The organism is Streptomyces sp. NPDC040545 (assembly GCF_055595065.1).
In genome coordinates this window covers 68,268-92,806 of sequence record NZ_JBVIWA010000011.1, presented here as the reverse complement: position 1 = coordinate 92,806, position 24,539 = coordinate 68,268, and the positions used below count along the sequence as shown (strand labels likewise).

20 protein-coding genes and 1 tRNA gene are annotated in these 24,539 nt (G+C 69.3%); 12 read left to right on the top strand and 9 right to left on the bottom strand.

The window, feature by feature from the left end:
* Positions 1-6: 6 nt before the first annotated feature.
* Positions 7-2,661 (bottom strand): DNA polymerase I, encoded by a 2,655-nt coding sequence (gene polA / locus ACZ573_RS21660; RefSeq protein ID WP_471306822.1) that lies wholly within the window; start codon positions 2,659-2,661, stop codon positions 7-9.
* A gap of 265 nt (positions 2,662-2,926) precedes the next feature.
* Between polA and ACZ573_RS21655 the strand changes: the two genes are divergently transcribed.
* The 8 genes from ACZ573_RS21655 (at position 2,927) to ACZ573_RS21620 (ending at position 12,689) form a co-directional block, all read left to right on the top strand.
* Entirely contained in the window at positions 2,927-5,212 is a 2,286-nt protein-coding gene (locus tag ACZ573_RS21655; protein ID WP_471306589.1) for an FdhF/YdeP family oxidoreductase, read from the top strand.
* Between the two features lie 54 nt (positions 5,213-5,266).
* Positions 5,267-5,740, top strand: a complete 474-nt coding sequence (locus ACZ573_RS21650) for a PaaI family thioesterase (protein ID WP_161290947.1) — start codon at positions 5,267-5,269, stop codon at positions 5,738-5,740.
* A 215-nt stretch (positions 5,741-5,955) separates the two neighbouring features.
* Positions 5,956-6,366: a hypothetical protein gene (locus ACZ573_RS21645; protein WP_471306587.1), complete on the top strand. Its 411-nt coding sequence runs from the start codon at positions 5,956-5,958 to the stop codon at positions 6,364-6,366.
* Between the two features lie 541 nt (positions 6,367-6,907).
* On the top strand, positions 6,908-8,140 hold the full coding sequence (locus tag ACZ573_RS21640; protein ID WP_471306585.1) for a branched-chain amino acid ABC transporter substrate-binding protein: 1,233 nt from the start codon (positions 6,908-6,910) through the stop codon (positions 8,138-8,140).
* Positions 8,141-8,249: 109 nt separating this feature from the next.
* Positions 8,250-9,182 (top strand): branched-chain amino acid ABC transporter permease, encoded by a 933-nt coding sequence (locus tag ACZ573_RS21635; protein WP_030762336.1) that lies wholly within the window; start codon positions 8,250-8,252, stop codon positions 9,180-9,182.
* A gap of 5 nt (positions 9,183-9,187) precedes the next feature.
* Positions 9,188-10,912, top strand: a complete 1,725-nt coding sequence (locus ACZ573_RS21630) for a branched-chain amino acid ABC transporter permease (RefSeq protein WP_471306820.1) — start codon at positions 9,188-9,190, stop codon at positions 10,910-10,912.
* 5 nt (positions 10,913-10,917) lie between these two features.
* Entirely contained in the window at positions 10,918-11,976 is a 1,059-nt protein-coding gene (locus ACZ573_RS21625) for an ABC transporter ATP-binding protein (protein WP_471306818.1), read from the top strand.
* Positions 11,973-12,689, top strand: a complete 717-nt coding sequence (locus ACZ573_RS21620; RefSeq protein WP_351159636.1) for an ABC transporter ATP-binding protein — start codon at positions 11,973-11,975, stop codon at positions 12,687-12,689. Before ACZ573_RS21625 ends, ACZ573_RS21620 begins: the two co-directional genes overlap by 4 nt.
* A gap of 66 nt (positions 12,690-12,755) precedes the next feature.
* Here the strand turns inward: ACZ573_RS21620 and ACZ573_RS21615 are convergent, their stop codons facing one another.
* A complete protein-coding gene (locus tag ACZ573_RS21615) occupies positions 12,756-13,409 on the bottom strand; it encodes an ANTAR domain-containing response regulator (protein ID WP_030008501.1) in 654 nt (217 codons plus the stop codon).
* 98 nt (positions 13,410-13,507) lie between these two features.
* On the opposite strand from ACZ573_RS21615, the gene ACZ573_RS21610 reads away from it, so the two are divergent.
* Positions 13,508-13,582 (top strand) — tRNA-Leu (locus ACZ573_RS21610).
* 109 nt (positions 13,583-13,691) lie between these two features.
* A complete protein-coding gene (locus tag ACZ573_RS21605; protein WP_471306817.1) occupies positions 13,692-14,441 on the top strand; it encodes a helix-turn-helix domain-containing protein in 750 nt (249 codons plus the stop codon).
* Between the two features lie 2 nt (positions 14,442-14,443).
* Here ACZ573_RS21605 and ACZ573_RS21600 read toward each other — a convergent pair whose 3' ends face one another.
* Together ACZ573_RS21600 and ACZ573_RS21595 are read right to left on the bottom strand one after the other, a co-directional pair.
* Positions 14,444-14,962 (bottom strand): hypothetical protein, encoded by a 519-nt coding sequence (locus tag ACZ573_RS21600; protein ID WP_471306582.1) that lies wholly within the window; start codon positions 14,960-14,962, stop codon positions 14,444-14,446.
* A gap of 46 nt (positions 14,963-15,008) precedes the next feature.
* Positions 15,009-15,464, bottom strand: coding sequence for a MarR family transcriptional regulator (locus ACZ573_RS21595; protein ID WP_471306580.1), 456 nt, complete (start codon positions 15,462-15,464; stop codon positions 15,009-15,011).
* 63 nt (positions 15,465-15,527) lie between these two features.
* Between ACZ573_RS21595 and ACZ573_RS21590 the strand changes: the two genes are divergently transcribed.
* Positions 15,528-15,779: an EF-hand domain-containing protein gene (locus ACZ573_RS21590; protein ID WP_030720595.1), complete on the top strand. Its 252-nt coding sequence runs from the start codon at positions 15,528-15,530 to the stop codon at positions 15,777-15,779.
* 55 nt (positions 15,780-15,834) lie between these two features.
* On the opposite strand, the gene pyk is transcribed toward ACZ573_RS21590, so the two are convergent.
* Together pyk and ACZ573_RS21580 are read right to left on the bottom strand one after the other, a co-directional pair.
* The gene (gene pyk, locus ACZ573_RS21585) at positions 15,835-17,262 is read right to left on the bottom strand and encodes a pyruvate kinase (protein ID WP_471306578.1); all 1,428 of its coding nucleotides are present in this window, start codon (positions 17,260-17,262) and stop codon (positions 15,835-15,837) included.
* 146 nt (positions 17,263-17,408) lie between these two features.
* Positions 17,409-18,110 carry an SIMPL domain-containing protein gene (locus tag ACZ573_RS21580; protein ID WP_471306576.1) on the bottom strand — a complete coding sequence of 234 codons (702 nt, stop codon included), beginning with the start codon at positions 18,108-18,110 and terminating at the stop codon, positions 17,409-17,411.
* 127 nt (positions 18,111-18,237) lie between these two features.
* Here ACZ573_RS21580 and ACZ573_RS21575 point away from each other — a divergent pair, with 127 nt between their 5' ends.
* Complete coding sequence (locus tag ACZ573_RS21575) at positions 18,238-20,046, top strand: bifunctional metallophosphatase/5'-nucleotidase (protein WP_471306815.1); 1,809 nt, start codon at positions 18,238-18,240, stop codon at positions 20,044-20,046.
* A 90-nt stretch (positions 20,047-20,136) separates the two neighbouring features.
* Here the strand turns inward: ACZ573_RS21575 and ACZ573_RS21570 are convergent, their stop codons facing one another.
* The 3 genes from ACZ573_RS21570 to ACZ573_RS21560 form a co-directional block, all read right to left on the bottom strand.
* Positions 20,137-21,312: an ALF repeat-containing protein gene (locus ACZ573_RS21570; protein ID WP_471306574.1), complete on the bottom strand. Its 1,176-nt coding sequence runs from the start codon at positions 21,310-21,312 to the stop codon at positions 20,137-20,139.
* A gap of 139 nt (positions 21,313-21,451) precedes the next feature.
* The gene (locus ACZ573_RS21565; RefSeq protein ID WP_471306572.1) at positions 21,452-22,861 is read right to left on the bottom strand and encodes a lysine N(6)-hydroxylase/L-ornithine N(5)-oxygenase family protein; all 1,410 of its coding nucleotides are present in this window, start codon (positions 22,859-22,861) and stop codon (positions 21,452-21,454) included.
* Entirely contained in the window at positions 22,858-24,258 is a 1,401-nt protein-coding gene (locus ACZ573_RS21560) for a pyridoxal phosphate-dependent decarboxylase family protein (RefSeq protein ID WP_471306570.1), read from the bottom strand. Before ACZ573_RS21560 ends, ACZ573_RS21565 begins: the two co-directional genes overlap by 4 nt.
* Positions 24,259-24,539 lie beyond the last annotated feature (281 nt).

The following is a 24,539-nucleotide window of genomic DNA, read 5'->3' as shown; positions in this document are numbered from 1 at the left end:
CGGCGATCAGTGCGCGGCGGACTCCCAGTCCGGGCCGACGCCCACCGACACGTCCAGCGCGGCCCGGAGCTCGACGGCGGCGCCCATCTCGCGCCGCACCAGTTCCTCGACCTGCTCGCGCTCGCCCGGGGCGATCTCCAGGACGATTTCGTCGTGGACCTGGAGCAGCATCCGCGACCGCAGACCGGCCCCGGCGATCGCCTTGTCCACGCGCAGCATCGCGACCTTGACGATGTCGGCGGCGGTGCCCTGGATGGGGGCGTTGAGCGCCATCCGCTCGGCGGCCTCGCGGCGCTGGCGGTTGTCGCTGTTGAGGTCGGGCAGGTACCGGCGGCGGCCGAAGATCGTCGCCGTGTATCCGGTGGCGCGGGCCTCGTCGACGACCCGGCCGAGGTAGTCGCGGACCCCGCCGAACCGCTCGAAGAAGGTCTCCATCAGGCCGCGCGCCTCGGCGGGCTCGATGTTCAGCTGCTGGGCCAGACCGAAGGCGGAGAGACCGTAGGCGAGTCCGTACGACATGGCCTTGATCTTGCGGCGCATCTCGGCGTCGACCGCGGACCGCTCCACGCCGAACACCTGGGAGGCGACGGTGGTGTGCAGGTCCTCGCCGGTCGCGAACGCCTCGATCAGGCCCTCGTCCTCGGAGAGGTGGGCCATGACGCGCAGCTCGATCTGGCTGTAGTCGGCCGTCATCAGGGACTCGAAGCCCTCGCCGACGACGAAGCCGCGGCGGATCGCGCGGCCTTCGTCGGTGCGCACCGGCACGTTCTGCAGGTTGGGGTCGGTGGAGGACAGCCGGCCGGTCGCGGCGACGGTCTGGCTGAAGCTGGTGTGCACCCGGCCGTCGGCGGCGATGGTCTTGACCAGGCCCTCGACGGTGACGCGCAGCTTGGCCTGCTCCCGGTGCCGCAGCATGATCACGGGGAGTTCGTGGTCGGTCTGCGTGGCCAGCCAGGCCAGCGCGTCGGCGTCCGTGGTGTAACCGGTCTTGGTCTTCTTCGTCTTCGGCAGGTCCAGCTCGCCGAAGAAGACCTCCTGGAGCTGCTTGGGCGAGCCGAGGTTGAACTCGTGGCCGACGGTGGCGTGCGCCTCCTTGACGGCCTGCTGCACGGCTCCCGCGAACTGCTGCTCCATGGCCTCCAGGTGGTCGCGGTCGGCGGCGATGCCGGAGCGCTCCATCCGCGCGAGGAGTTCGGAGGTGGGCAGCTCCATGTCGTGGAGCAGCTCCGCCGCGCCGACCTCGGCGAGCTTGTCCGTGAAGGCGTCGCCCAGGTCCAGGACCGCGCGGGCCTGCCCCATCAGGGCCTCTGCCTCGGCGGTCTCGTCGGCGCCGAAGGCCAGCTGCCCGTCGGCGGCGGCGGGCGCCAGCTCACGGTGCAGGTACTCCATGGACAGGGCGTCCAGGGCGAAGGACCGGCGGCCGGGCTTGACCAGGTAGGCGGCGAGCGCGGTGTCCATGGAAACGCCGGCGAGGGTCCATCCGTGCTCGGGGAAGACCCGCATCAGGCCCTTGGCGTTGTGCACGACCTTGGGCTTCGCCGCGTCGGCGGCCCACGCCGCGAAGGCCCGCTCGTCCGCCTCGTCCAGCTCGGCGGGCGTGAACCAGGCGGCGGCTCCGCCGGCCGCGGCCAGCGCGATCTCGGTGACATTGCCCTGGCCCAGCGCCCAGCTGTCGACGGTCGCGAGGCCCAGCGGCCCGCCCGCGTGGCTCTCCAGCCACGGCGCCAGCTCGCCCGTGCCCAGCACGGACGCGTCCAGCTCCACGCCGGCCGCCGGAGCCGGGGCCTCTTCGACGGCCGCGCCCGGGTCCACGGCGAGCAGCCGCTCGCGCAGCGAGGCGTTGCGGATCTCCAGCACGTCCAGCACGCCGAGCATGGCGGTCCGGTCGTAGGGGGCGCGGACCAGGTCGGCCGGGGCCTTGGGCAGCTCCACGTCCTTGACCATCTCGGTCAGGACCCGGTTGAGCTTGACGGCCTCCAGGTGGTCCCGGAAATTCTGCCCGGCCTTGCCCTTGACCTCGTCGGCGCGCTCCACGAGCTCCGCGAACGACCCGAACTGGGTGATCCACTTGGCCGCGGTCTTCTCACCGACGCCCGGGATGCCCGGCAGGTTGTCGGACGGGTCGCCGCGCAGCGCCGCGAAGTCCGGGTACTGCTGCGGGGTGAGGCCGTACTTCTCCACGACCTTCTCCGGGGTGAACCGGGTGAGCTCGGAGACGCCCTTGGTCGGGTAGAGCACCGTGGTGTGCTCGGAGACGAGCTGGAAGGAGTCCCGGTCGCCGGTGACGATCAGCACGTCGAAGCCGGCCGCCTCCGCCTGCGTCGCCAGCGTCGCGATCACGTCGTCGGCCTCGAAGCCGTCGACCGCGAACCGCGGCACGTGCATCGCGTCGAGCAGCTCGCCGATCAGCTCGACCTGCCCCTTGAACTCGTCGGGGGTCTTGGAGCGGTTCGCCTTGTACTCGGGGAACTCCGTCGAGCGCCACGTCTTGCGGGAGACGTCGAACGCCACCGCGAAGTGCGTGGGCGCCTCGTCGCGCAGCGTGTTCGCCAGCATCGACGCGAACCCGTAGATTGCGTTGGTCGGCTGCCCCGTCGCGGTCGTGAAATTCTCCGCGGGCAGCGCGAAGAACGCCCGGTAGGCCAGGGAGTGCCCGTCCATGAGCATCAGGCGGGGACGGTCCGCTGCGGGCGGCTGGTCGGTCTTCTTCGCTGATGAATCTGCCACGCCCCCGATCCTAGGCGCCCCCACCGACAATTCCGGCCCGTCGCCTCCCCCGGCGCATCCTCCCCACCGGACGCCCCCGGCGCACCCGCGCGGGCGCGGTGAGCACCGGACCGCCCTCCCCTCGTTCCGTGGTCCGTGCAAGGATCGACGGACGCGGCCACACGTGCTGCATACGTACGTACGCTCGAAGGGGAGCGCGATGGCGACCAAGCCGCCCACAGGCGATCCGGTACAGGACGCACCGCAGGTCACACCGCCCAAGCAGGCGGCCGCAGGCCTTGCGGCGATCGGGCACACCCTGCGGATCGCCCATCAGCAGATGGGCGTGGCCCGCACCGCCCGCACGCTCCTCAAGGTCAACCAGAAGGACGGCTTCGACTGCCCGGGCTGCGCCTGGCCCGAGGGCGACAAGCGGCACACGGCCGAGTTCTGCGAGAACGGCGCCAAGGCCGTCGCGGAAGAGGCCACGCTGCGCCGGGTCACCCCCGAGTTCTTCGCCGCGCACCCGCTGGCCGACCTCGCCACGCGGTCCGGCTACTGGCTGGGCCAGCAGGGCCGCATCACCGAACCCATGCTCCTGGAACGCGGGGCGACGGCCGGGGACGACGACCGGTACGTGCCGGTCAGCTGGGAGAAGGCCTTCGAGGTCATCGCCGAGGAGCTGACCGTCCTCGACTCCCCCGACGAGGCCCTCTTCTACACCTCGGGCCGCACCAGCAACGAGGCCGCGTTCCTCTTCCAGCTCTTCGCCCGCGAGTTCGGCACCAACAACCTGCCCGACTGCTCCAACATGTGCCACGAGTCCTCGGGCTCCGCACTGACCGAGACCATCGGCATCGGCAAGGGCAGCGTCTCCCTCGAAGACCTCCACCAGGCCGACCTGATCATCGTCGCCGGCCAGAACCCGGGCACCAACCACCCGCGCATGCTCTCCGCCCTGGAGAAGGCCAAGTCCGCCGGCGCGAAGATCATCTCGGTAAATCCCCTGCCCGAGGCCGGCATGGAGCGGTTCAAGAACCCGCAGACCCCCGTCGGCATGCTGAAGGGCACCGCCCTCAACGACCTCTTCCTGCAGATCCGCATCGGCGGCGACCAGGCCCTCTTCCGCCTCCTCAACAAGCTCGTCATCGAGACGGAGGGCGCCACCGACGAGGCCTTCATCCGGGAGCACACCCACGGCTACGAGGAACTCGCGGCCGCCGCGAAGGAAGCCGACTGGGACGAGACCCTCACCGCGACGGGCCTGACCCGCCCCGAGATCGAGCGGGCACTGGCCATGGTCCTGGCCTCGAAGCGCACCATCGTCTGCTGGGCCATGGGCCTCACCCAGCACAAGCACGCCGTCGCCACCATCCGCGAGGTCGTCAACCTCCTCCTGCTGCGCGGCAACATCGGCCGCCCCGGCGCCGGCGTCTGCCCCGTCCGCGGCCACTCCAACGTGCAGGGCGACCGCACCATGGGGATCTTCGAACGCCCCGCGCCCGCCTTCCTCGACGCCCTCGACAAGGAATTCGGCATCACCTCGCCGCGCGGGCACGGCTACGACGTGGTCCGCTCCATCCAGGCCCTGCGCGACGGCAAGGCCAAGGTCCTCTTCGCGATGGGCGGCAACTTCGTCGGCGCCACCCCCGACACCGAGGTCACCGAGGCCGCGATCCGGCGTGCCTCCCTGACCGTGCACGTCTCCACCAAGCTCAACCGCTCCCACGCGGTCACCGGCCGGCGGGCCCTGATCCTGCCTACCCTCGGCCGTACCGACAAGGACGTACAGGCGAGCGGCAAGCAGTTCGTGACCGTCGAGGACTCCATGGGCATGGTCCACGCCTCCCGCGGCAACCTCGCCCCCGCCTCCCCGCACCTGCTCTCCGAGCCCGCGATCGTGGCCCGCATGGCCCGCGCGGTCCTCGGCGCGGCCTCCGCCACCCCGTGGGAGGAGTTCGAGCGCGACTACGCCTCGATCCGCGAACGCATCTCCCGCGTGATCCCCGGCTTCGAGGACTTCAACGCCCGCGTCGCCCGCCCCGCCGGCTTCCAGCTCCCGCACGCCCCGCGCGACGAGCGCCGCTTCCCGACGAAGACCGGCAAGGCGAATTTCACCGCCGCGCCCGTGGAGTACCCGCGCGTCCCGGCGGGACGGCTGCTCCTGCAGACCCTGCGCAGCCACGACCAGTACAACACCACGATCTACGGCCTCGACGACCGCTACCGCGGCATCACCGGCGGCCGCCGCGTGGTCATGGTGAACCCGGCCGACGCGGCCGAGCTGGGGCTGGCCGACGGCGCGTACACGGACCTGGTGAGCGAGTGGAAGGACGGCGTGGAGCGGCGCGCGCCCCGCTTCCGCGTCGTGCACTACCCGACCGCCCGCGGCTGCGCGGCCGCGTACTACCCGGAGACCAATGTGCTGGTCCCGCTGGACTCCACCGCGGACACCAGCAACACCCCAGCGAGCAAGTCCGTCGTCGTGCGGTTCGAACCGGCCTGATAGAACGACCTCAGGACAAGACGGTTAACGATCGTTGACGAACGGAGCCTGACCATGGGCGAGCAGCACGCAGTGAAGTTCCCGCAGGAGGTGCTCGACGAGTACGCGGCCCTGGGCATCGACCTGCCCTCGCTGTTCTCGGCGGGACACCTGGGCGAGCGGATGGACATCCGCATCCTGGAGGCCTCGGCCGACCGCGTCGTGGGCACCATGCCCGTCGAGGGCAACACCCAGCCGTACGGGCTGCTGCACGGCGGGGCCTCGGCCGTGCTGGCCGAGACCCTCGGCTCGGTCGGCGCCATGATGCACGGCGGCATCACCAAGATCGCCGTCGGCGTGGACCTGAACTGCACCCACCACCGGGGCGCCCGCTCCGGCATCGTCACCGGCGTCGCCACCCCGGTGCACCGCGGCCGCTCGACCACCACCTTCGAGATCGTCATCACCGACGAGCAGGACAAGCGGATCTGCACCGCCCGCCTGACCTGCCTGCTGCGCGACGCCGACCAGGCCGCCGCGGGCGCCTGACCCCCGGCCGCCGGCCACACGGCACGACGGCACGACGGTCACACCACATCACCGCACCACCCGACAGGCCCGGACCCCGCCCGCACGGCGGCGGATCCGGGCCTGCGTGCGTTCCCGGACGGCACCGCGCCCGCCAACCGCCCGGAATCCGCCAGTCCGCACGCTTCACGGTGACATCTGTTGTGTCACCGATGGTCACGGCCTACCGTCCCCCCATGGGGACCATGCCACGCACGGCCCGGTACGCCGCCCACACCCTCCTCGCGGCGCTCGCCCTGACCGGATGCTCATCCTCCGCGCCCACCCCCGCGGCGGGTTCCGCGAGCCCTTCCACCGCCCCCGCCTCCGCTCCCCCCTCGCCCGTACAGGTGTGCACGAGCCTCGTGTCCTACTGGGCGAAGGAGACCCTCCTGGGCACCAAATGGTCCGGTCTCGACTGGGAGCAGAAGGGCCTGTCCAACGACCAGTACGCGATCCACGAGGACGCGGTGGCCGCAGGGCGTGCCGAGGAACGAACTGCCGGGCGGGACAAGGCACTTGAGCTGATCGACCGGTTCGTGGCACAGCGCTGCGCCGCCGAGGGCGGCGCGACGCGGAGTTCGGAGAACTGGCGCCCGCCGACGTGACCGAGGTCACCGCATTCCCGAGTGCGGTGTCCGCCTTCCGGTCAGATACCCCCGCAGGGCCGAACCGCAGGTGAGGGGCCGTACCGCCACTCGAACAAGATCCATTCGGTTTCGAAACTGCCCTCTTGACCGTCACTCTGCGTAATGCACATGAGGGCCCTAATCCGCCTTTTCCCTTAAGAAAGCCCACTCGGAGGATTCCTTTGGACACGCGCAGCCACATTCGGCCGAAAATGATCTAAGACAGGTGCATGAAGGCCTCAAGCCCCTTAGGAGAACTGGTAATTCTCAGGATGCGGACACCCCCCAAGGTAAGAAAACGTCCGATTTGTCCACACTCCCGCTACACATTCTTGGCCTTGGCATAACAAGAGCGTCACATCCTCCTTTCCCTGCTCCCCGTGCTCGCCACCTCGGGCCTAGAGTCACGGCCAGTCACCGCGCCGCAGGGCGCAATCAGCACGGCCGTGGACCTCCCAGTGCGGCCCGGCGACCTAACGGCACCTCTCACGAGAGAGCCGCGCCAGGGAAAGGAAGAATCGTGCGACACCGTTCTTTGCTCGTCCTCACCACCGTGATCACCACGGGAGCACTGACCCTCACCGCTTGCGGATCGCGCGACGGAGACTCCAAGGACAACGGCGGCGGCAAGAAGACCACCGTCGTCATCGGTGTGGACGCCCCGCTCACCGGCTCGCTCTCCGCGCTCGGCCAGGGCATCAAGAACTCCGTCGACCTCGCGGCCAAGACGGCCAACAAGAACAACGAGGTCCCGGGCATCGAGTTCAAGGTCGAGGCCCTCGACGACCAGGCCGTCCCCGCCTCCGGCCAGGCCAACGCCACCAAGCTCGTCGGCAACAAGGACGTCCTCGGCGTCGTCGGCCCGCTGAACTCCGGCGTAGCCCAGCAGATGCAGGGCGTCTTCGCCTCCGCCAACCTGGCGCAGGTCTCCCCCGCCAACACCAACCCCGCGCTCAGCCAGGGCGACAACTGGGGCAAGGGCGAGTTCAAGCGCGGCTTCAAGACCTACTTCCGCACCGCCGCCACCGACGTGGTCCAGGGCAAGTTCGCCGCCCAGTACCTCTTCAAGGACGCCGGCAAGAAGAAGGTCTTCATCGTCGACGACAAGCAGACCTACGGCGCCGGCCTCGCCGCCATCTTCGCCGAAGAGTTCAAGAAGCTCGGCGGCGAGGTCGTCGGCACCGACCACGTCACCGTGAAGGAGACCGACTTCTCCTCCACCGCCGACAAGGTCAAGACCTCCGGCGCCGACTCCGTCTACTTCGGCGGCCAGTACCCCGAGGGCGGCCTGCTCGCCGACCAGATCAAGAAGACCGGCGCCAACGTCCCCCTCATGGGCGGCGACGGCATCCAGGACCCCGCCTTCATCAGCGCCTCCGGTGAGGCCAACGAAGGCGACCTCGCCACCTCCATCGGCTACCCGGTCGAGAAGCTCGACACCGCCAAGAAGTTCATCGAGGACTACAAGGCCGAGGGCTACAAGGACCCGTACGCCGCCTACGGTGGCTACTCCTACGACGCCGGCTGGGCCGTCATCCAGGCCGTCAAGGCCGCCGTCGCCGCCAACAGCGGCAAGCTGCCCACCGACGCCCGCGCCAAGGTCGTCGAGGCACTCGGCAAGGTCTCCTTCGAAGGCGTGACCGGCAAGGTCGCCTTCGACGAGTACGGCGACACCACCAACAAGCAGCTCACCGTCTACAAGGTCGAGGGCGGCAAGTGGGTCGACGTCAAGAGCGACACCTTCAACCAGTAAGCCCGTAGCCCCCAGCACCACCCGCACCACCTGAACCAATCGCCGCGCGAGGGCGCAAACAGCGCCCTCGCGCGGAGTCTTATCCGACACGCTCATCGGAGGCCCTGCGGTGCACGAACTGCCGCAACAGCTGGCCAACGGCCTGGCCCTCGGTGCTCTCTATGGCCTCATCGCCATCGGGTACACCATGGTCTACGGCATCGTCCAGCTCATCAACTTCGCCCACGGCGAGATCTTCATGATCGGCGGCTTCGGCGCGCTCAGCGCCTACGCCATCCTCCCGACCGGCACCTCCCTGCTGATCGCGATACCCGTCATGATCGTCGGAGGTGCCGCCACCTCCGTCGCCGTGGCCTGCGCAGCCGAACGCTTCGCCTACCGCCCACTGCGCAGCGCCCCCCGGCTCGCACCCCTCATCACCGCAATCGGCCTCTCGATCGCGCTCCAGCAGCTCGTCTGGCAGTTCTACCCGGACGCCAAGAAGGCCGTCAGCTTCCCTGAATTCAAGGGCGCCGCCTTCAAGATCACCGACAGTCTGGCGATCCAGCGCGCGGACCTCTTCGTCCTCATCCTCGCCCCGCTCTGCATGCTCGCCCTCGGCATCTTCGTCCAGAAGAGCCGCAGCGGCCGCGCCATGCAGGCCACCGCGCAGGACCCCGACACCGCGAAGCTGATGGGCATCAACACCGACCGCATCATCGTCATGGCCTTCGCCATCGGTGCCGCGTTCGCCGCCGTCGCCGCCGTCGCCTACGGCCTCGACAAGGGCCAGATCAACTTCGAGATGGGCTTCATCCTCGGCCTCAAGGCCTTCACCGCAGCCGTCCTCGGCGGCATCGGCAACATCTACGGAGCCATGGTCGGCGGCGTCGTCCTCGGACTCGCCGAAGCCCTCTCGATCGCCTACATCGAAGACATCCCCGGCATGTCGCAGCTCGGCGGTGGCGCCTGGTCCAACGTCTGGGCCTTCGTACTCCTCATCGTCGTCCTCCTCGTGCGGCCACAAGGCCTGCTCGGTGAGCGCGTCGCGGATCGGGCGTGAGAACCATGACCACCAACACCACCCCGCAGACCGCCGACACGGTGAAGCAGGGCCCCGCGCCCACCACCCTCCTCTACGCGGTCATCGCCGGCAGCCTCCTCACCATCGTCAGCGCCTTCCTCGCGTGGACCTGGACCTCCGAATTCCCCGGAGACCTGACCTACTACGGCAGCCCCGCCGACATCCAGTACGTCACCCTCGCAGGCGCAGCCCTCACCCTCGCCTTCGCGCTCTCCGCGCTCGGCGTCAAGGGCTTCCGCTGGCTCGCCCCCAACGGCACCCGCAAAGCCCTCTTCTTCCTCACCCTCGGCAACCTCGCCGCCACCTGGTTCACGGTCATCGCCATCACCGTCGTCCTCGGCGGAGTCATCAACCTGGAACCCGGCTCCTACGTCGCCCTCCTCGGCACGCTCATCCCGGTCCTCGCCGTGAACAAGCTCGCCGACGACACCCGCAAGGCGGCCCCCGCCAAGCAGCTGCCCTCCTGGGCCGAGATCCTCATCATCACCGGCGTCTTCGCCATCGGCCTCTTCGTCATCACCTTCGGCATCGACACCGATGACAAGGAACCGCAGCTCTTCGTCGCCTACCTGATCACCGTCGGCCTCGCCGCCTTCGCGCTGAACAAGTCCGGCCTCTTCGCCCGCCTCGGCGGCCTCACCGCCAAGTACCGCCAGGTCACCCTGATCGGCACCGCGGCCGCCGCCATCGCCTTCCCCTTCATCCAGCAGAGCGGCGACACCTACACGCTCATCGCGGTCAACATCCTGATCTTCGCGACCGTCGCCCTCGGCCTCAACGTCGTCGTCGGCCTCGCCGGCCTCCTCGACCTCGGCTACGTCGCCTTCCTCGGCGTCGGCGCCTACGCCGCAGCCCTGGTCTCCGGAAGCACCGCATCCGCCTTCGGCATCCACCTGCCCTTCTGGGCAGCGGTCATCGTCGGCGCCCTCGCCTCGCTCATCTTCGGCGTGGTCATCGGAGCCCCGACCCTGCGCCTGCGCGGCGACTACCTCGCCATCGTCACCCTCGGCTTCGGAGAAATCTTCCGCATCGCCATGGGCAACCTCGACGGCACCTCCGGCCCGGACATCACCAACGGCCCCAACGGCATCCCCAACATCCCCCACCTCGAAATCTTCGGGTGGAACTTCGGGGAATCCCACGTGGTCGGCGGCATCACCCTCGGCGCCTACGCCAACTACTACTTCCTGATGCTGCTCGTCATGGCCCTCGTCGTCGTGGTCTTCGCCCGCGCCGGCAGCAGCCGCATCGGCCGCGCCTGGGTCGCCATCCGCGAAGACGAGACCGCCGCCGAAGCCATGGGCATCAACGGCTTCAAGGTCAAGCTCATCGCCTTCGCCCTCGGCGCCACCCTCGCCGGCCTCGCCGGCACCGTCCAGGCACACGTCAACAGCACGGTCGTCCCCGAGAACTACGTCTTCGCCGGGCCCGTCCCGCCGAACTCCGCGTTCCTCCTCGCCGCCGTCATCCTCGGCGGCATGGGCACCATCCGCGGCCCCATCCTCGGCGCCGCACTCCTCTTCCTGATCCCGGCGAAGCTGGCCTTCCTCCAGGACTACCAGCTCCTCGCCTTCGGCATCGCCCTCATCCTGCTCATGCGCTTCCGCCCCGAAGGCCTCATCGCCAACAAGCGCGCGCAGCTCGAGTTCCACGACGACACCGCTGACCAGGCCCCCACGGACCTGGCCACCGCCAAGGCGGGGGCGTGAACACCATGACGACCACCACGGACACCACCACCAAGACCACGGTTCTCGAAGCCAAGGGCGTCACGATGCGCTTCGGCGGCCTCACCGCCGTCAAGAACGTCGACCTCCAGGTCAACTCGGGCGAGATCGTCGGACTCATCGGCCCCAACGGCGCCGGCAAGACCACCTTCTTCAACTGCCTCACCGGGCTGTACGTCCCCACCGAGGGATCCGTCAGCTACAAGGGCACCGTCCTGCCTCCCAAGCCCCACAAGGTCACCGAGGCCGGCATCGCCCGCACCTTCCAGAACATCCGGCTCTTCCACAACATGACCGTGCTGGAGAACGTCCTCGTCGGACGCCACACCCGCACCAAGGAAGGCCTCTGGTCCGCCCTGCTCCGCGGCCCCGGCTTCAAGAAGGCCGAAGCCGCCAGCGAAGCGCGCGCCATGGAACTCCTCGAGTTCATCGGCCTGGAGAACAAGGCCCAGCACCTGGCCAAGAACCTCCCCTACGGCGAACAGCGCAAGCTGGAAATCGCCCGCGCCCTCGCCAGCGACCCCGGCCTCATCCTCCTGGACGAGCCCACCGCCGGCATGAACCCGCAGGAAACCCGCGCTGCCGAAGAACTCATCTTCGCCATCCGCGACATGGGCATCGCCGTCCTCGTCATCGAGCACGACATGCGCTTCATCTTCAACCTCTGCGACCGCGTCGCCTGCCTCGTCCAGGGCGAAAAGCTCATCGAAGGCACCGCGTCCGAGGTCCAGGGCGACGAGCGCGTCATCGCCGCCTACCTCGGCGAGCCCTTCGAAGGCGACCCGGGCGCCGCCGACGACGCCGCCGTCGAGGCAGCCGAAGCCGCCGCCGAAGCCGAGGCCACCGCCGAGACGGAGAACGAGGCTGCGGCCGACGCCGACGCCGAGGCCGAGACGGAGGCCGAAGCCACCGCCGAAGCCACCGAGACCGACGCCGAACCCGAAGCGGAGGCCGACGCCGACAACGACGCCGCCACCGACGCCCCGGCCGACGCCGACTCGAACAGCACCACCAGCACCACCAGCACGGAAGGAGAGGCCAAGTGACCGCACTGCTCAAGGTCGAAGACCTCAAGGTCGCCTACGGCAAGATCGAAGCCGTCAAGGGAATCTCCTTCGAAGTCAACGAAGGCGAAATCGTCTGCCTCGTCGGCACCAACGGCGCCGGCAAGACGACCACCCTGCGCACCCTCTCCGGCCTCATCAAGCCCAAGAGCGGCAGCATCACCTTCGACGGCCAGCCCCTCGCCGCCGTCCCCGCCCACAAGATCGTCTCCCTGGGCCTCGCCCACTCCCCCGAGGGACGCCACATCTTCCCCCGGCTGACGATCGCCGAAAACCTCCAGCTCGGCGCCTTCCTGCGCACCGACAAGGAGGGCATCGAGAAGGACGTCCAGCGCGCCTACGAGATGTTCCCCATCCTGGGCGAGCGTCGCAAGCAGGCCGCCGGCACCCTCTCGGGCGGCGAGCAGCAGATGCTCGCCATGGGCCGCGCGCTCATGTCCCGCCCCAAGCTCCTGATGCTCGACGAGCCCTCCATGGGCCTGTCCCCGCTGATGATGCAGAAGATCATGGCGACCATCAAGGAACTCAAGGCCACGGGCATGACCATCCTGCTCGTCGAGCAGAACGCCCAGGCGGCGCTCTCGCTCTCCGACAGCGCGCACGTGATGGAGATCGGCAAGATCGTTCTCTCCGGCACCGGCCGCGACCTCCTCCACAACGAGGACGTCCGCAAGGCCTACCTCGGCGAGGACTGACACAACGTGTGAGGCCCGCCTCCCCTCGGGGGGAGGCGGGCCTCACGCCTGTCCGGGAGGCGGCCGCTACTTGCCGCTCTCCTTCTTCTTCGCCTCGGCGTCCTCGATGACCACCTCGGCGACCTGCTGCATGGACATCCGACGGTCCATGGACGACTTCTGGATCCAGCGGAACGCGGCCGGCTCGGTCAGCCCGTACTGCGTCTGCAGGATGCTCTTCGCACGGTCCACCAGCTTGCGGGTCTCCAGCCGCTGCGAGAGGTCCGCGACCTCCTGCTCCAGCGCGCGCAGCTCCGCGAAGCGCGACACGGCCATCTCGATGGCGGGCACCACGTCGCTCTTGCTGAACGGCTTCACGAGGTACGCCATCGCACCGGCGTCCCGGGCCCGCTCGACGAGGTCGCGCTGCGAGAACGCGGTGAGCATCAGGACGGGCGCGATGGACTCCTCCGCGATCTTCTCGGCCGCGGAGATCCCGTCCAGGACGGGCATCTTCACGTCGAGGATCACCAGGTCGGGACGGTGCTCGCGGGCGAGCTCGACGGCCGTCTGGCCGTCGCCGGCCTCGCCGACGACGGAGTAGCCCTCTTCTTCGAGCATCTCTTTCAGATCGAGACGGATGAGCGCCTCGTCCTCGGCGATGACGACGCGGGTCGTCAGCGGCGGAACGTGCGACTGGTCGGCGTCGGGCGTGGGCGTCGACTCGTGCTCGGCGGTCACGAAGGCTCCTCTTTACGGGGCATAACAAGCTCCCCCGAGCCTACCTAGCTGCGGTAAGGTGGTCTCGCGCAGGGCTCCCCTGAGCCTTCGTTTCTTAGGCCCCAGTACTCCAACTGGTCAGAGAGGCCGCTCTCAAACAGCGGACAGTGTGGGTTCGAATCCCACCTGGGGCACATATCTTGAATTCCATGGTCACGCGATCTTCGCGTGACCATGACTCGTTTCGGCGAAGCCCGGCGAATTGTGCTGCGTGCGTCGATTTCGCCCGTCAGTATCGGCCACATGTACGACGTGGACACGCGCATACGCGCCCTGAACCTGCTCGCCGACGGGCGCAGCATGAACTCCGTCAGTAAGGAAACCGGGATATCCCGGTCTGCGATCCGTGCGTGGCGTTCCCGGGTCGAGCCGTTACCCCGCTTGCTCAATCAGGCCGCACCCTGCGCAGGACCTGCCGATGTCGCCTCGTACGCGTACCTCCTCGGTCTCTATCTCGGCGACGGCTGCATCAGTCCCCACCCGCGTGGCGGCCAGTACCTCCGCATCGCCTGTGCAGACGCGTGGCCCGGGCTCATCGAGCAATGCCGGGAGGCGATCACGGCCGTCCGCCCCGAGGACAAGGTGTGCCTGCTGCAGCGCCAAGGCTGCGTCAACGTCACCAGCTACGGGCGGCACTGGACGTGCCTGTTTCCGCAGCACGGGCCCGGCAAGAAGCATGCGCGGCGGATCGTGCTCGAAGGGTGGCAGCAGGAGATCGTCGATGCGCATCCGTGGGAGTTCCTGCGGGGGCTGATCCATTCCGACGGGTGTCGGGTCACCAACTGGACCGTGCGCAACGGGAAGCGCTACGAGTACCCGCGGTACTTCTTCACCAACAAGTCCGACGACATCCGGAAGCTCTGTACCGACACGCTCACCGCGGTCGGGGTCCGGTGGACGGTCCTGGCCCGGGGTAGTGATCCGTTCAATGTCTCCGTCGCACGGAAGGCCTGCGTCGCCCTCATGGACGCCCACATCGGGCCGAAGTACTAGCTTCAGCGGTGGGTGGTGGTCCCGGTGGACGGGTCGTAGGTGATCAGGGGCGGCAGCTCGTGGTGGCCGGTGGCGGTTTCGGCGGTGAGGACGGCGGGGCGGGCGCATGCCGTGCCCAGTTCGGTCAGGAAGCGCAGCACGTCGGCGACGTGGGCGCCGTCCTCGATGGCGTCGGGCCAGAGGGAGAATTCGATGCCGTCGACCGGGAGATGGGCCGAGAACCGGGTGTGGCCGTATCGGACGCCGAGGGTTGCGACGTAGCCGTCCTCGATGGTGGCGAACGGGTCGCTGGTGTCGTTCGGGTCGAGGTCCCGCCCCTCGGCGCCGTCGTACCAGGTGAGCTGGACGGCGGCGCCGCGGAGGTGGCGTAGGACCTGCTGCCAGTCCGTGTCGTCGGTGTCGGCGACGGTGATGTCGCGGAGGCTTCCGTCGACGTAGAACACGTCGCACATCCATGGTTCGGGGAGGCGGCAGGTGCCCGGGCGGGGTTCGCAGTCGTGGTGCGGTCGCTGCGTGGTCATCCGGTCGATCCCCTGCGTGTGTCCGTCGTGGGGGGCCAGTATGGCGTTACGGGAGGTCGCCGTTGCCGCCGAGGTTGGCGACCATGCGGCGGAGGGTGTCGATGGTGGCTGCGTAGGTGGTGTCGTCGATGCCCTGCCGCATCGTCGCGTGGACCTTGGCGTTGCGGTCGTGGGCGCGGAGGCGGGCTGCTTCGCCGGCTTCGGTGAGGGTGAGGCGGTCGTCGGTCTCGGTGAGCCAGCCGCGGGCGGTGAGGTCGGCGTAGACGGCCTCGAAGTCGGTGTTCTGGTCGTCGAAGGGGGTCAGCTTTGCGGTGAGGGCCTTGCGGGTCCATTCGCCGGGGGCGCCGGCTACGTGGTTGAGGGTCCACCAGTGGGGTTGGGTGAGGCTCTCCTCGGCGAGGGCGGTGCGGAGGCCGCCGATCACCAGATCGGCCGCGGCGCGGCTCCAGTAGCCGATGGGCTGGGCGGCGAGCTGCTGCTGGGGGTATTCCTTGATCGTCATGTGGCGACCGTATGACCTCAGGTTAGGTTGAGGTCAAGGGATCGGTCGACGAAGGAATGTGTGATGAGTGAGAAGGCCCGGAAGCTGTTCGACGCGCTCGATCTGAACGAGGACGGGGAGCTGACGCGGGCGGAGGTGATCTCGGCGCTGCGGTCGAAGGGGCCGACTCTGGCTGCGCGGGGTGATCTGCCGTTCTGGGGTGTGGGTGATGCGGTGGCGTCGTCGGCGTTGTTCGATGCGGCTGATGCGAATGGGGATGCGGTGTTGTCGTTCGAGGAGTTCGCGGCGGTGGTGGATCGTCGGTTCGGCTGGTAGGTGCGGGGGGCGGGTGACCGCGTCGGGGCGGGCCCGACGCGGTGTTTCGCGTGGGTCAGCGGACCGCGTCGCCGATGTGGTGGATGCGGACGAGGTTGGTGGAGCCGGTGACGCCGGGGGGTGAGCCGGCGGTGATGACGACGATGTCGCCGGGTACGCAGCGGCCGATGCGCAGGAGTTCTTCTTCGACCTGGGCGACCATGGCGTCGGTGGAGTCGACGTGGGGGCCGAGGAAGGTTTCGACGCCCCAGGTGAGGTTGAGCTGGGAGCGGGTGGCGGGGTCGGGGGTGAAGGCGAGGAGGGGGATGGGTGAGCGGTAGCGGGAGAGTCGGCGGACGGTGTCGCCGCTCTGGGTGAAGGCGACGAGGAATTTGGCGTCGAGGAAGTCGCCCATTTCTGCGGCTGCGCGGGCGACGGCTCCGCCTTGGGTGCGGGGTTTGTTGCGGTCGGTGAGCGGGGGGAGGCCCTTGGCGAGGATGTCTTCTTCGGCGGCTTCGACGATGCGGGACATGGTGCGGACGGTTTCGATGGGGTATTTGCCGACGCTGGTTTCGCCGGAGAGCATGACGGCGTCGGTGCCGTCGATGATGGCGTTGGCGACGTCGCTGGCTTCGGCGCGGGTGGGGCGGGAGTTGTCGATCATCGAGTCGAGCATTTGGGTGGCGACGATGACGGGTTTGGCGTTGCGCTTGGCGAGTTTGATGGCGCGCTTTTGGACGATGGGGACTTGTTCGAGGGGCATTTCGACGCCGAGGTCGCCGCGGGCGACCATGATGCCGTCGAAGGCGGCGACGATGTCGTCGATGTTTTCGACGGCTTGGGGTTTTTCGATCTTGGCGATGACGGGGAGGCGTCGGCCTTCTTCGTCCATGATGCGGTGGACGTCTTCGATGTCGCGGCCGCTGCGGACGAAGGAGAGGGCGATGACGTCGGCTCCGGTGCGCAGGGCCCAGCGGAGGTCTTCGATGTCTTTTTCGGAGAGGGCGGGGACGGAGACGGCTACGCCGGGGAGGTTGAGGCCTTTGTGGTCGGAGACCATGCCGCCTTCGATGACGCGGGTGTGGACGCGGGGGCCGTCGACGGCGGTGACTTCGAGGGTGACGCGGCCGTCGTCGACGAGGATGAGTTCGCCGGTGGTGACGTCGGTGGCGAGGCCTTTGTAGGTGGTGCTGCAGGTGTGGCGGTCGCCTTCGTGGTCTTCGACGGTGATGGTGAATTCGTCACCGCGTTCAAGGAGTACGGGTCCTTCGCGGAAGCGGCCGAGGCGGATCTTCGGGCCTTGAAGGTCGGCGAGGATGCCGACGCTGTGGCCGGTCTCGTCGGAGGCCTTGCGTACGCGCTGGTAGCGCTCCTCGTGTTCGGCTGTGGTGCCGTGGCTGAGGTTGAGGCGGGCGATGTCCATTCCGGCTTCGACCAGTGCTTTGATCTGGTCGTATGAGTCGGTTGCGGGGCCCAGGGTACATACGATTTTCGCTCGGCGCATGAGGCGAGCGTATTCCCCTACCTGTGGGTAGGTAATCGCTTCCGGGTGTCCAATCAACAACCGTTGGGGAAAAGGTTGTTGACAAGTGTTGAATGTGCATGGGGGTGCTCTGATGAGCACCCCCATGGGCGTCTTTTGTGGGTTCTTCAGAGTTGTGGAGGGGTCATGGTGAAGCGGGCGTTCACCTGTGCGTAGACGGTCTGGCGTTGGGGTTCGAGGTCGAGGGGCGGGGGGCCGGCGTCTTCGGTGGCGCTGAAGGCCATGGTGCGCATGCCGCCGCCGGGGGCGGGGGTGAAGGGGGCGGCGTTCTCGGCGCCGAGGTCGGCGAGTTCGACGAGGGCGGCGAGGTTCGCGCCGAGGGCTTCGGCGTATTCGCGGGCGCGTTGGACGGCTTCGAGGACGGCTTGGCGGCGGGCTTGGCCGTGGGCGGGTGAGGTGGGGCGCAGGGCCCACCAGGGGCCGTCGACCTCGGTGAGTTCGAGGTCGGCGAGGCGGGTGGTGAGTTCGCCGAGGGTGGTGAAGTCGCTGAGCTCGGCGGTGATGTGGACGCGGCCGTGGTAGGCGCGGACCCGTTCGGCGCGGCCGTGGCGGGTGAGTTCGGGGGTGATGGAGAAGGCGCCGGTTTCGAGTTTTTCGACGGGGTCGCCGTAGCTCTTGATGAGGTCGAGGACGGCGTTGTTGCGGCGAGTGAGGTCTTCGAGTGCGGTGCGGCGGTCGGTGCCGCGGGCGCTGACGGTAATTCCGATGCGGGCGATCTCGGGGTCGACTTCGATGCGGGCTTCGCCGCGGACTGCTACGCGGGGTACTTCGGGGGTTCCGTAGGGCTGGTGCGATGCGTCCTGGGTCATGGTTTCACTGTCGCACTGTCGCTCGTTCGGGTGTGGTCACCGGATCGAAACCTGGTGGGGGTGTTGCGGCTTGTTACCGCTGGGTCAGAATCTACGCGCGTTGTTCAGGCCTCAAAAGGGAGATGGTATGGCGTTCGACCGTAGGACTTTCCTGGGTAGTACGGCGGCGACGGGTGCGGCTGTGGCGTTGGCGGGGGCCACGAGCGCTCCGGCCGCGGCGGCTCCGCAGGATGTGGAGGGGTCCGGGTCCCGGGCGCGGACGTACGCGTTCACGGTGATGGGTACGACCGACTTGCACGGGAATGTCTTCAACTGGGACTACTTCACGGACAAGGAGTTCGACGACAAGGCGCACAACGACGTCGGTCTGGCGAAGATTTCGACGTTGGTGGAGCAGGTGCGGGCGGAGAAGGGGCGGCGTAACACGCTGCTGATCGACGCGGGTGACACGATCCAGGGCACGCAGCTGTCGTACTACTACGCGAAGGTGGATCCGATCACCGCGCGGCGGGGTCCGGTGCACCCGATGGCGCAGGCGATGAACGCGATCGGTTATGACGCGGCGGCGCTGGGGAACCACGAGTTCAACTACGGGATACCGGTGCTGCGCAAGTTCGAGGAGCAGTGTGACTTCCCGTTGCTGGGGGCGAACGCGCTGGATGCGCGGACGCTGCGGCCGGCGTTCGCGCCGTACAGCATGCACTGTCTGCGGACTCCGCAGGGGCGTGATGTGAAGGTGGCGGTGCTGGGGTTGACGAACCCGGGTATCGCGATCTGGGACAAGGCGAACGTGCAGGGGAAGATGACGTTCCCGGGGCTGGAGGAGCAGGCGGCGAAGTACGTGCCGAAGCTCCGCTCGATGGGGGCCGATGTGGTGATCGTGTCCGCGCATTCGGGTTCGAGCGGGACGTCCTCGTACGGTGACCAGCTGCCGTACATCGAGAACGCGGCGGCGTTGGTGGCGGAGCAGGTGCCGGGGATCGACGCGATCCTGGTGGGGCATGCGCACACGGAGATTCCCGAGTACCGGGTGAAGAACAAGGCGACCGGCAAGGACGTGGTGTTGTCGGAGCCGCTGAAGTGGGGGCAGCGGCTGACGCTGTTCGACTTCGAGCTGACGTGGGCGAAGGGCCGCTGGTCGGTGGCGAAGGTCGCGGCGAAGGTGCTGAACTCGAACACGGTGGCGGAGGACCCGAAGATCACTCGGCTGCTGTCGGACGAGCACCGCAAGGTCGTGGCGTACGTGAACCAGGTGATCGGTACGTCGACGCAGGCGATGTCGTCGGCGGAGGGGCCGGTCAAGGACGTGGCGATCATCGATCTGATCAACCACGTGCAGGCGGAGACGGTGAAGGCGGCGCTGGCGGGTACGCAGTGGGCGGCGCTTCCGGTGCTGTCGCAGGCGTCGTGCTTCTCGCGGACGGCGGCGATCCCGGCGGGTCAGGTGACGATCAAGGACGCGGCGGGGCTGTACCCGTTCGAGAACACGATGGAGGCGCGTCTGCTGACGGGTGCGCAGGTGAAGGATTATCTGGAGTACTCGGCGCGGTATTACGTGCAGACGGCGCCGGGTGTTCCGGTGGATCCGGCGAAGCTGACGAATGCCGAGAGCATCCCGGACTACAACTACGACGCGGTGTACGGGCTGGCGTACGACATCGACATCGCGCAGCCGGCGGGTTCGCGGATCACGGGGCTGACCTTCCAGGGGAAGGCGGTGGATCCGGCGGCGCAGTTCGTGCTGGCGGTCAACAATTACCGGGCTTCGGGTGGCGGGAACTTCCCGCACGTGCCGCAGGCGAAGCAGTTGTGGTCGAACTCGGACGAGATCCGGAACACGATCATCCAGTGGGTGAAGGCGAAGGGGACGGTCGACCCGGCGCAGTTCGCTTCGGTGGACTGGCGTCTGACGCGGGCGGGGGTCGCGGTCTTCTAGGCCGTCTCCTTCGGATCCTGCCGGATCGGCCCGGCGGGGTGGCCGGCCGCGGTGTGCTGCGGCCGCCCACCCCTGGTGGTGCGGGTCCGGTCAGCGTGCGGCGCCGGCGCGACGCATGCGGGCGGCGAGGAGCAGTCCGGCGCCGGCGGCGAGTGCGGTTCCCGCGCCGCCGGCGATCAGGGTGGTGTGGTCGCCCGTGCCGGTGGTGGCGAGGGGGGAGCCGTTGTGGCCCTGGCCGGTGACGGCGGTGTTGCCGGTGCCGGTGGTGCCGGTGGTGCCGGTGCCGGTGGTGCCGCCGGTGCCGGGGTCCGTTCCGGTGCCGTTGCCGTTACCGTCCTTGCCGTCCTTGCCGTCCTTGCCGGGGGCGGGCTTTTCGTTGTCCTTGGCGGCCTGGTCCTTGGCGCGGGCTTCGTGCCGGCCCGTCTTGAGGAACTCGGTCCGGTCGGCGGGGGTGCCGGCGAGGGCGGCGCGGCCCGCCTTGACGAGTTCCGGACCACCACCGTCGATGATCTTCGCGATGGCGACGCGGTTGTCCTGGTCGCGGAGCTCGTACTGGGTCACTTCCAGGAAATGGCGCAGTTCGGCCGGGGTCGGAGATCCGTTCATGAGCTTGCCGATGGCCTCGGTCAGGATCGGGCCGTCCCAGCCCTCGTCCACGCGGGCCAGCTCGACCAGGTCGTCCTGGGCCTGGGCGAGGTGGCGTCCGGTCTTCAGGAACTCCGCGCGGTCGGCGGGGGTGCCTTGGAGGGCTTTCTTGCCGGCTTCCTTGACGGCCGTGCCGCCGGTGCGGATGAGCCGGGAGATCTCGACCTCGTTGTCGTCGTCGCGCAGCTCGTGCTGGGTCACGTCGTGGAAGTGGCGGAGCTGGTCGATGGTCGGGGTGCTGCTGAGGATCTTGTTGATGCCTGCCTTCAGGCCGGGGCCGGCGTCCGGGAGGAGGCGCAGGAGTGCGATGCGGTAGTCGTCCATGCGGATGTCGTGCTGGTCGACTTCGATGAACTTGCGCATGGCCTTCGGGCCGTCGGCGATGGCCGTGCGGCCTGCTTTTTTCATGAACTCGCTGGCCATCGGGTGGGCGATGATCGCGAGGATGGTCTTGCGGTCCTCTTCGGCCTGGTCGGGCACGGTCTGGTCCGGCGTGGTCGGTGCCGGCTGGTTGCCCGTGACCGGGGTGTCGGGGCCGGCGGCGAACGCCGGTGACGCGATGAGGACGGCCGGAGCGAGGGCAGCGGTGGTGACCGCTGCGGCAATCCGGGAAAACTTCACAGACAAAACCCCCTGGAAACGTTTCTTCGGCAGAAGAGACGTTCGGCCTGCGCAGTTGGTTGTACCAGTCACGTTCCCGCCCCCGTGGCGGCCCCGGGGCGGTGGGGGCGGGGTCTCGATCACCGGACTGCCGGGCCTCTCAGGGGTGTTCGACGAGTGGGAGGAGTTCGCCGGCGGGGCGGGGGCGGGTGGGTTCGCGCTGGTCGAGGCCGAAGGTGGTGAAGGCGGTGCGGGCCGGCTGGGGGTAGGGCTCTTTGCCGGTGAGGGTGTTGAGGATGGCGGCGCTGCGCCAGGCCGCGAGGCCGAGGTCGGGGGTGCCGACGCCGTGGGTGTGGCGTTCGCCGTTCTGGACGAAGATGCTGCCGGTGACGGCGGGGTCGAGGATCATCCGGTAGCGGTCGTCGATGCGGGGGCGGCCGGAGGAGTCCTTGCGCAGGTACGGGTCGAGGCCGGCGAGGAGGCTGCCGAGCGGTCGTTCCTGGTAGCCGGTGGCGAGGATGACGGCGTCGGTGGTGAGGCGGGAGCGGGTGCCCTGCTCGATGTGTTCGAGGTGGAGTTCGACCTTGGTGGTGGCGACGCGGCCTGCGGTGCGGACGCTGACTCCGGGGGTGAGGACGGTGTCGGGCCAGCCTCCGTGGAGGGTGCGGCGGTAGAGCTCGGCGTGGATGGCGGCGATGGTGTCGGCGTCGATGCCCTTGTGGAGTTGCCATTGGGCGGGGACGAGCTGGTCGCGTACGGGTTCGGGGAGGGAGTGGAAGTAGCGGGTGTAGTCGGGGGTGAAGTGTTCGAGGCCGAGCTTGGAGTACTCCATGGGGGCGAAGGAGGGGGTGCGGGCGAGCCAGGTGAGGCGTTCGCGGCCGGCGGGGCGGGCGCGGAGGAGGTCGAGGAAGACTTCGGCACCGGACTGGCCCGATCCGATGACGGTGACGTGGTCGGCGCCGAGGATGCGCGGGCGGTTGTCGAGGTAGTCGGCGGAGTGGATGACGGGGACGGTGGGGGCGTCGGCGAGGGGGCGCAGGGGTTCGGGGACGTAGGGGGCGGTGCCGATGCCGAGGGCGAGGTTGCGGGTGTAGGTGCGGCCGAGGGCTTCGGCTTCGCCGGTGGCGTCGAGTTGGGTGAAGTCGACTTCGAAGAGGTCGCGTTCGGGGTTCCAGCGGACGGCGTCGACCTGGTGGCCGAAGTGGAGTCCGGGGACGCGGTCGGCGACCCAGCGGCAGTAGGCGTCGTATTCGGCGCGGTGGATGTGGAACTGCTCGGCGAAGTAGAAGGGGAAGAGCCGTTCCTTGTGCTTGAGGTAGCTGAGGAAGCTCCAGGGGCTGGCCGGGTCGGCGAGGGTGACGAGGTCGGCGAGGAAGGGGACCTGGAGGGTGGCGCCTTCGATGAGGAGTCCGGGGTGCCAGCGGAAGTCGCGGCGCTGGTCGTAGAAGGCGGTGGCGAGTTCGCCGGCTCCTTGGCGGGGCAGGCCGTGGGCGAGGGCTGCGAGGGACAGGTTGAAGGGGCCGATCCCGATTCCGACGAGGTCGTGGGGGGCGTCGAGCTGGGCGGTCATCGGTGGGTGCTGCCTTCCAGGAGGGAGATGAGCTGGTCCAGGTCCCCCGCTGTGGTGTGCGGGTTGAGCAGGGTGGCTTTGAGCCATAGGCGGCCGTCGGCGTGGGTGCGGCCGAGGACGGCGCGGCCTTGGTGCAGGAGGGTGCGGCGCAGGGTGGCGAGGTGGTCGTCGTCGGCGTGGGTGGGCCGGAAGAGGACGGTGGTGAGGGTGGGGGGTGCGTGGAGTTCGAAGCCGGGGTGGGCGTCGAGGAGCCGGGCGAGGTGGTGGGCGGTGTCGATGGTGCGGTCGATGAGTGCGGCGAGGCCGTCGCGGCCGAGGGCGCGGAGGGTGGTGGCGATCTTGAGGGCGTCGGGGCGGCGGGTGGTGCGCAGGGAGCGGCCGAGGAGGTCGGGCAGGCCGGCTTCGGTGTCGTCGGTGGCGTTGAGGTAGTCGGCCTGGTGGGCGAGGGGGGCCAGGAGGGTGGTGTCGGGGACGGCGAGGAGGCCTGCGGCGACGGGCTGCCAGCCGAGTTTGTGCAGGTCGATGGTGAGGGAGTGGGCGCGGCCGAGTCCGGCGAGTTTGTCGCGGTGGCGGGGGCTGAGGGCGAGGAGGCCGCCGTAGGCGGCGTCGATGTGGAGGTCGGCGCCGTAGCGGTCGCACAGGTCGGCGATGCGGTGGAGGGGGTCGATGAGTCCGGCGTCGGTGGTGCCGGCGGTGGCGGTGACGAGGGTGGGGCCGGGGGTGGTGGCGAGGGCTTCGGCGAGGCGGGCGGGGTCGAGGGTGCCGGCGGGGGTGGGGAGTTCGGTGGCCGGGGGCAGGCCGAGGAGCCAGGCGGCGCGGGGGACGGAGTGGTGGGCGTTGGCTCCGTGGAGGACGGTGAGGGCGGGGCCGTGGCGTTCGCGGGCGAGGAGGATGGCGAGTTGGTTGGCTTCGGTGCCGCCGGTGGTGACGAGGGCGTCGGCGTGGGGGGTGTCGTAGAACTCGGCGGCGAGGGTGCGGGTGAGGAGGGCTTCGAGGGCGGAGGCGGCGGGGGCCTGGTCCCAGGAGTCGAGGGAGGGGTTCAGGGCGCTGGCGGCGAGGTCGGCGGCGGCCGCGACGGCGAGCGGGGGGCAGTGCAGGTGGGCGGCGCAGAGGGGGTCGGCGGGGTCGGCGGCGCCGGCGGCGAGGGTGTGGACGAGGGTGCGGAGGGCTTCGTGGGCGCCGGTGCCGTGGGCGGGCAGTACGCCGGCGTCGCCGAGGGCGGTGCGGACGCGGGCGGTGACGGTGTCGGGGCCGCCGGCGGGGAGGGGGCCGCCGCGGTCGTGGGCGCCGGTGGTGAGGGCGTCGAGGACGGTGCCGAGGAGGGGGCGCAGGGCGGTGGGGCCGTGGGGGCCGCCGGCGAGCGGGGGCGGTGTGGGGGTGCCGGGCTGCGCGGTCATCGGGGTCCCTCCGGGGCTGGCCGGGTGCGGTGGGAGGCACCCGGCCAGTACAACGATCAGACCCGAATGGGGTAACCGCCGGGGTTTGTCCGGAGTGGGGGCCGGTCCCTGCCGGTCCCGGCCGGAGGCTGGGCGGGGGCGGGTGGGTGCCGGGGGCTGGGGGCGGGGGGGCGGTGTGTGCCGGTGCCGGGGGCGGGGCGGGGGCGGGTGGGTGCCGAGGGCGGGGCGGGGGCGGTGGGTGCCGGCGCCGGGGGCGGGGTGGGGTGCCGTCCGGGACTGCA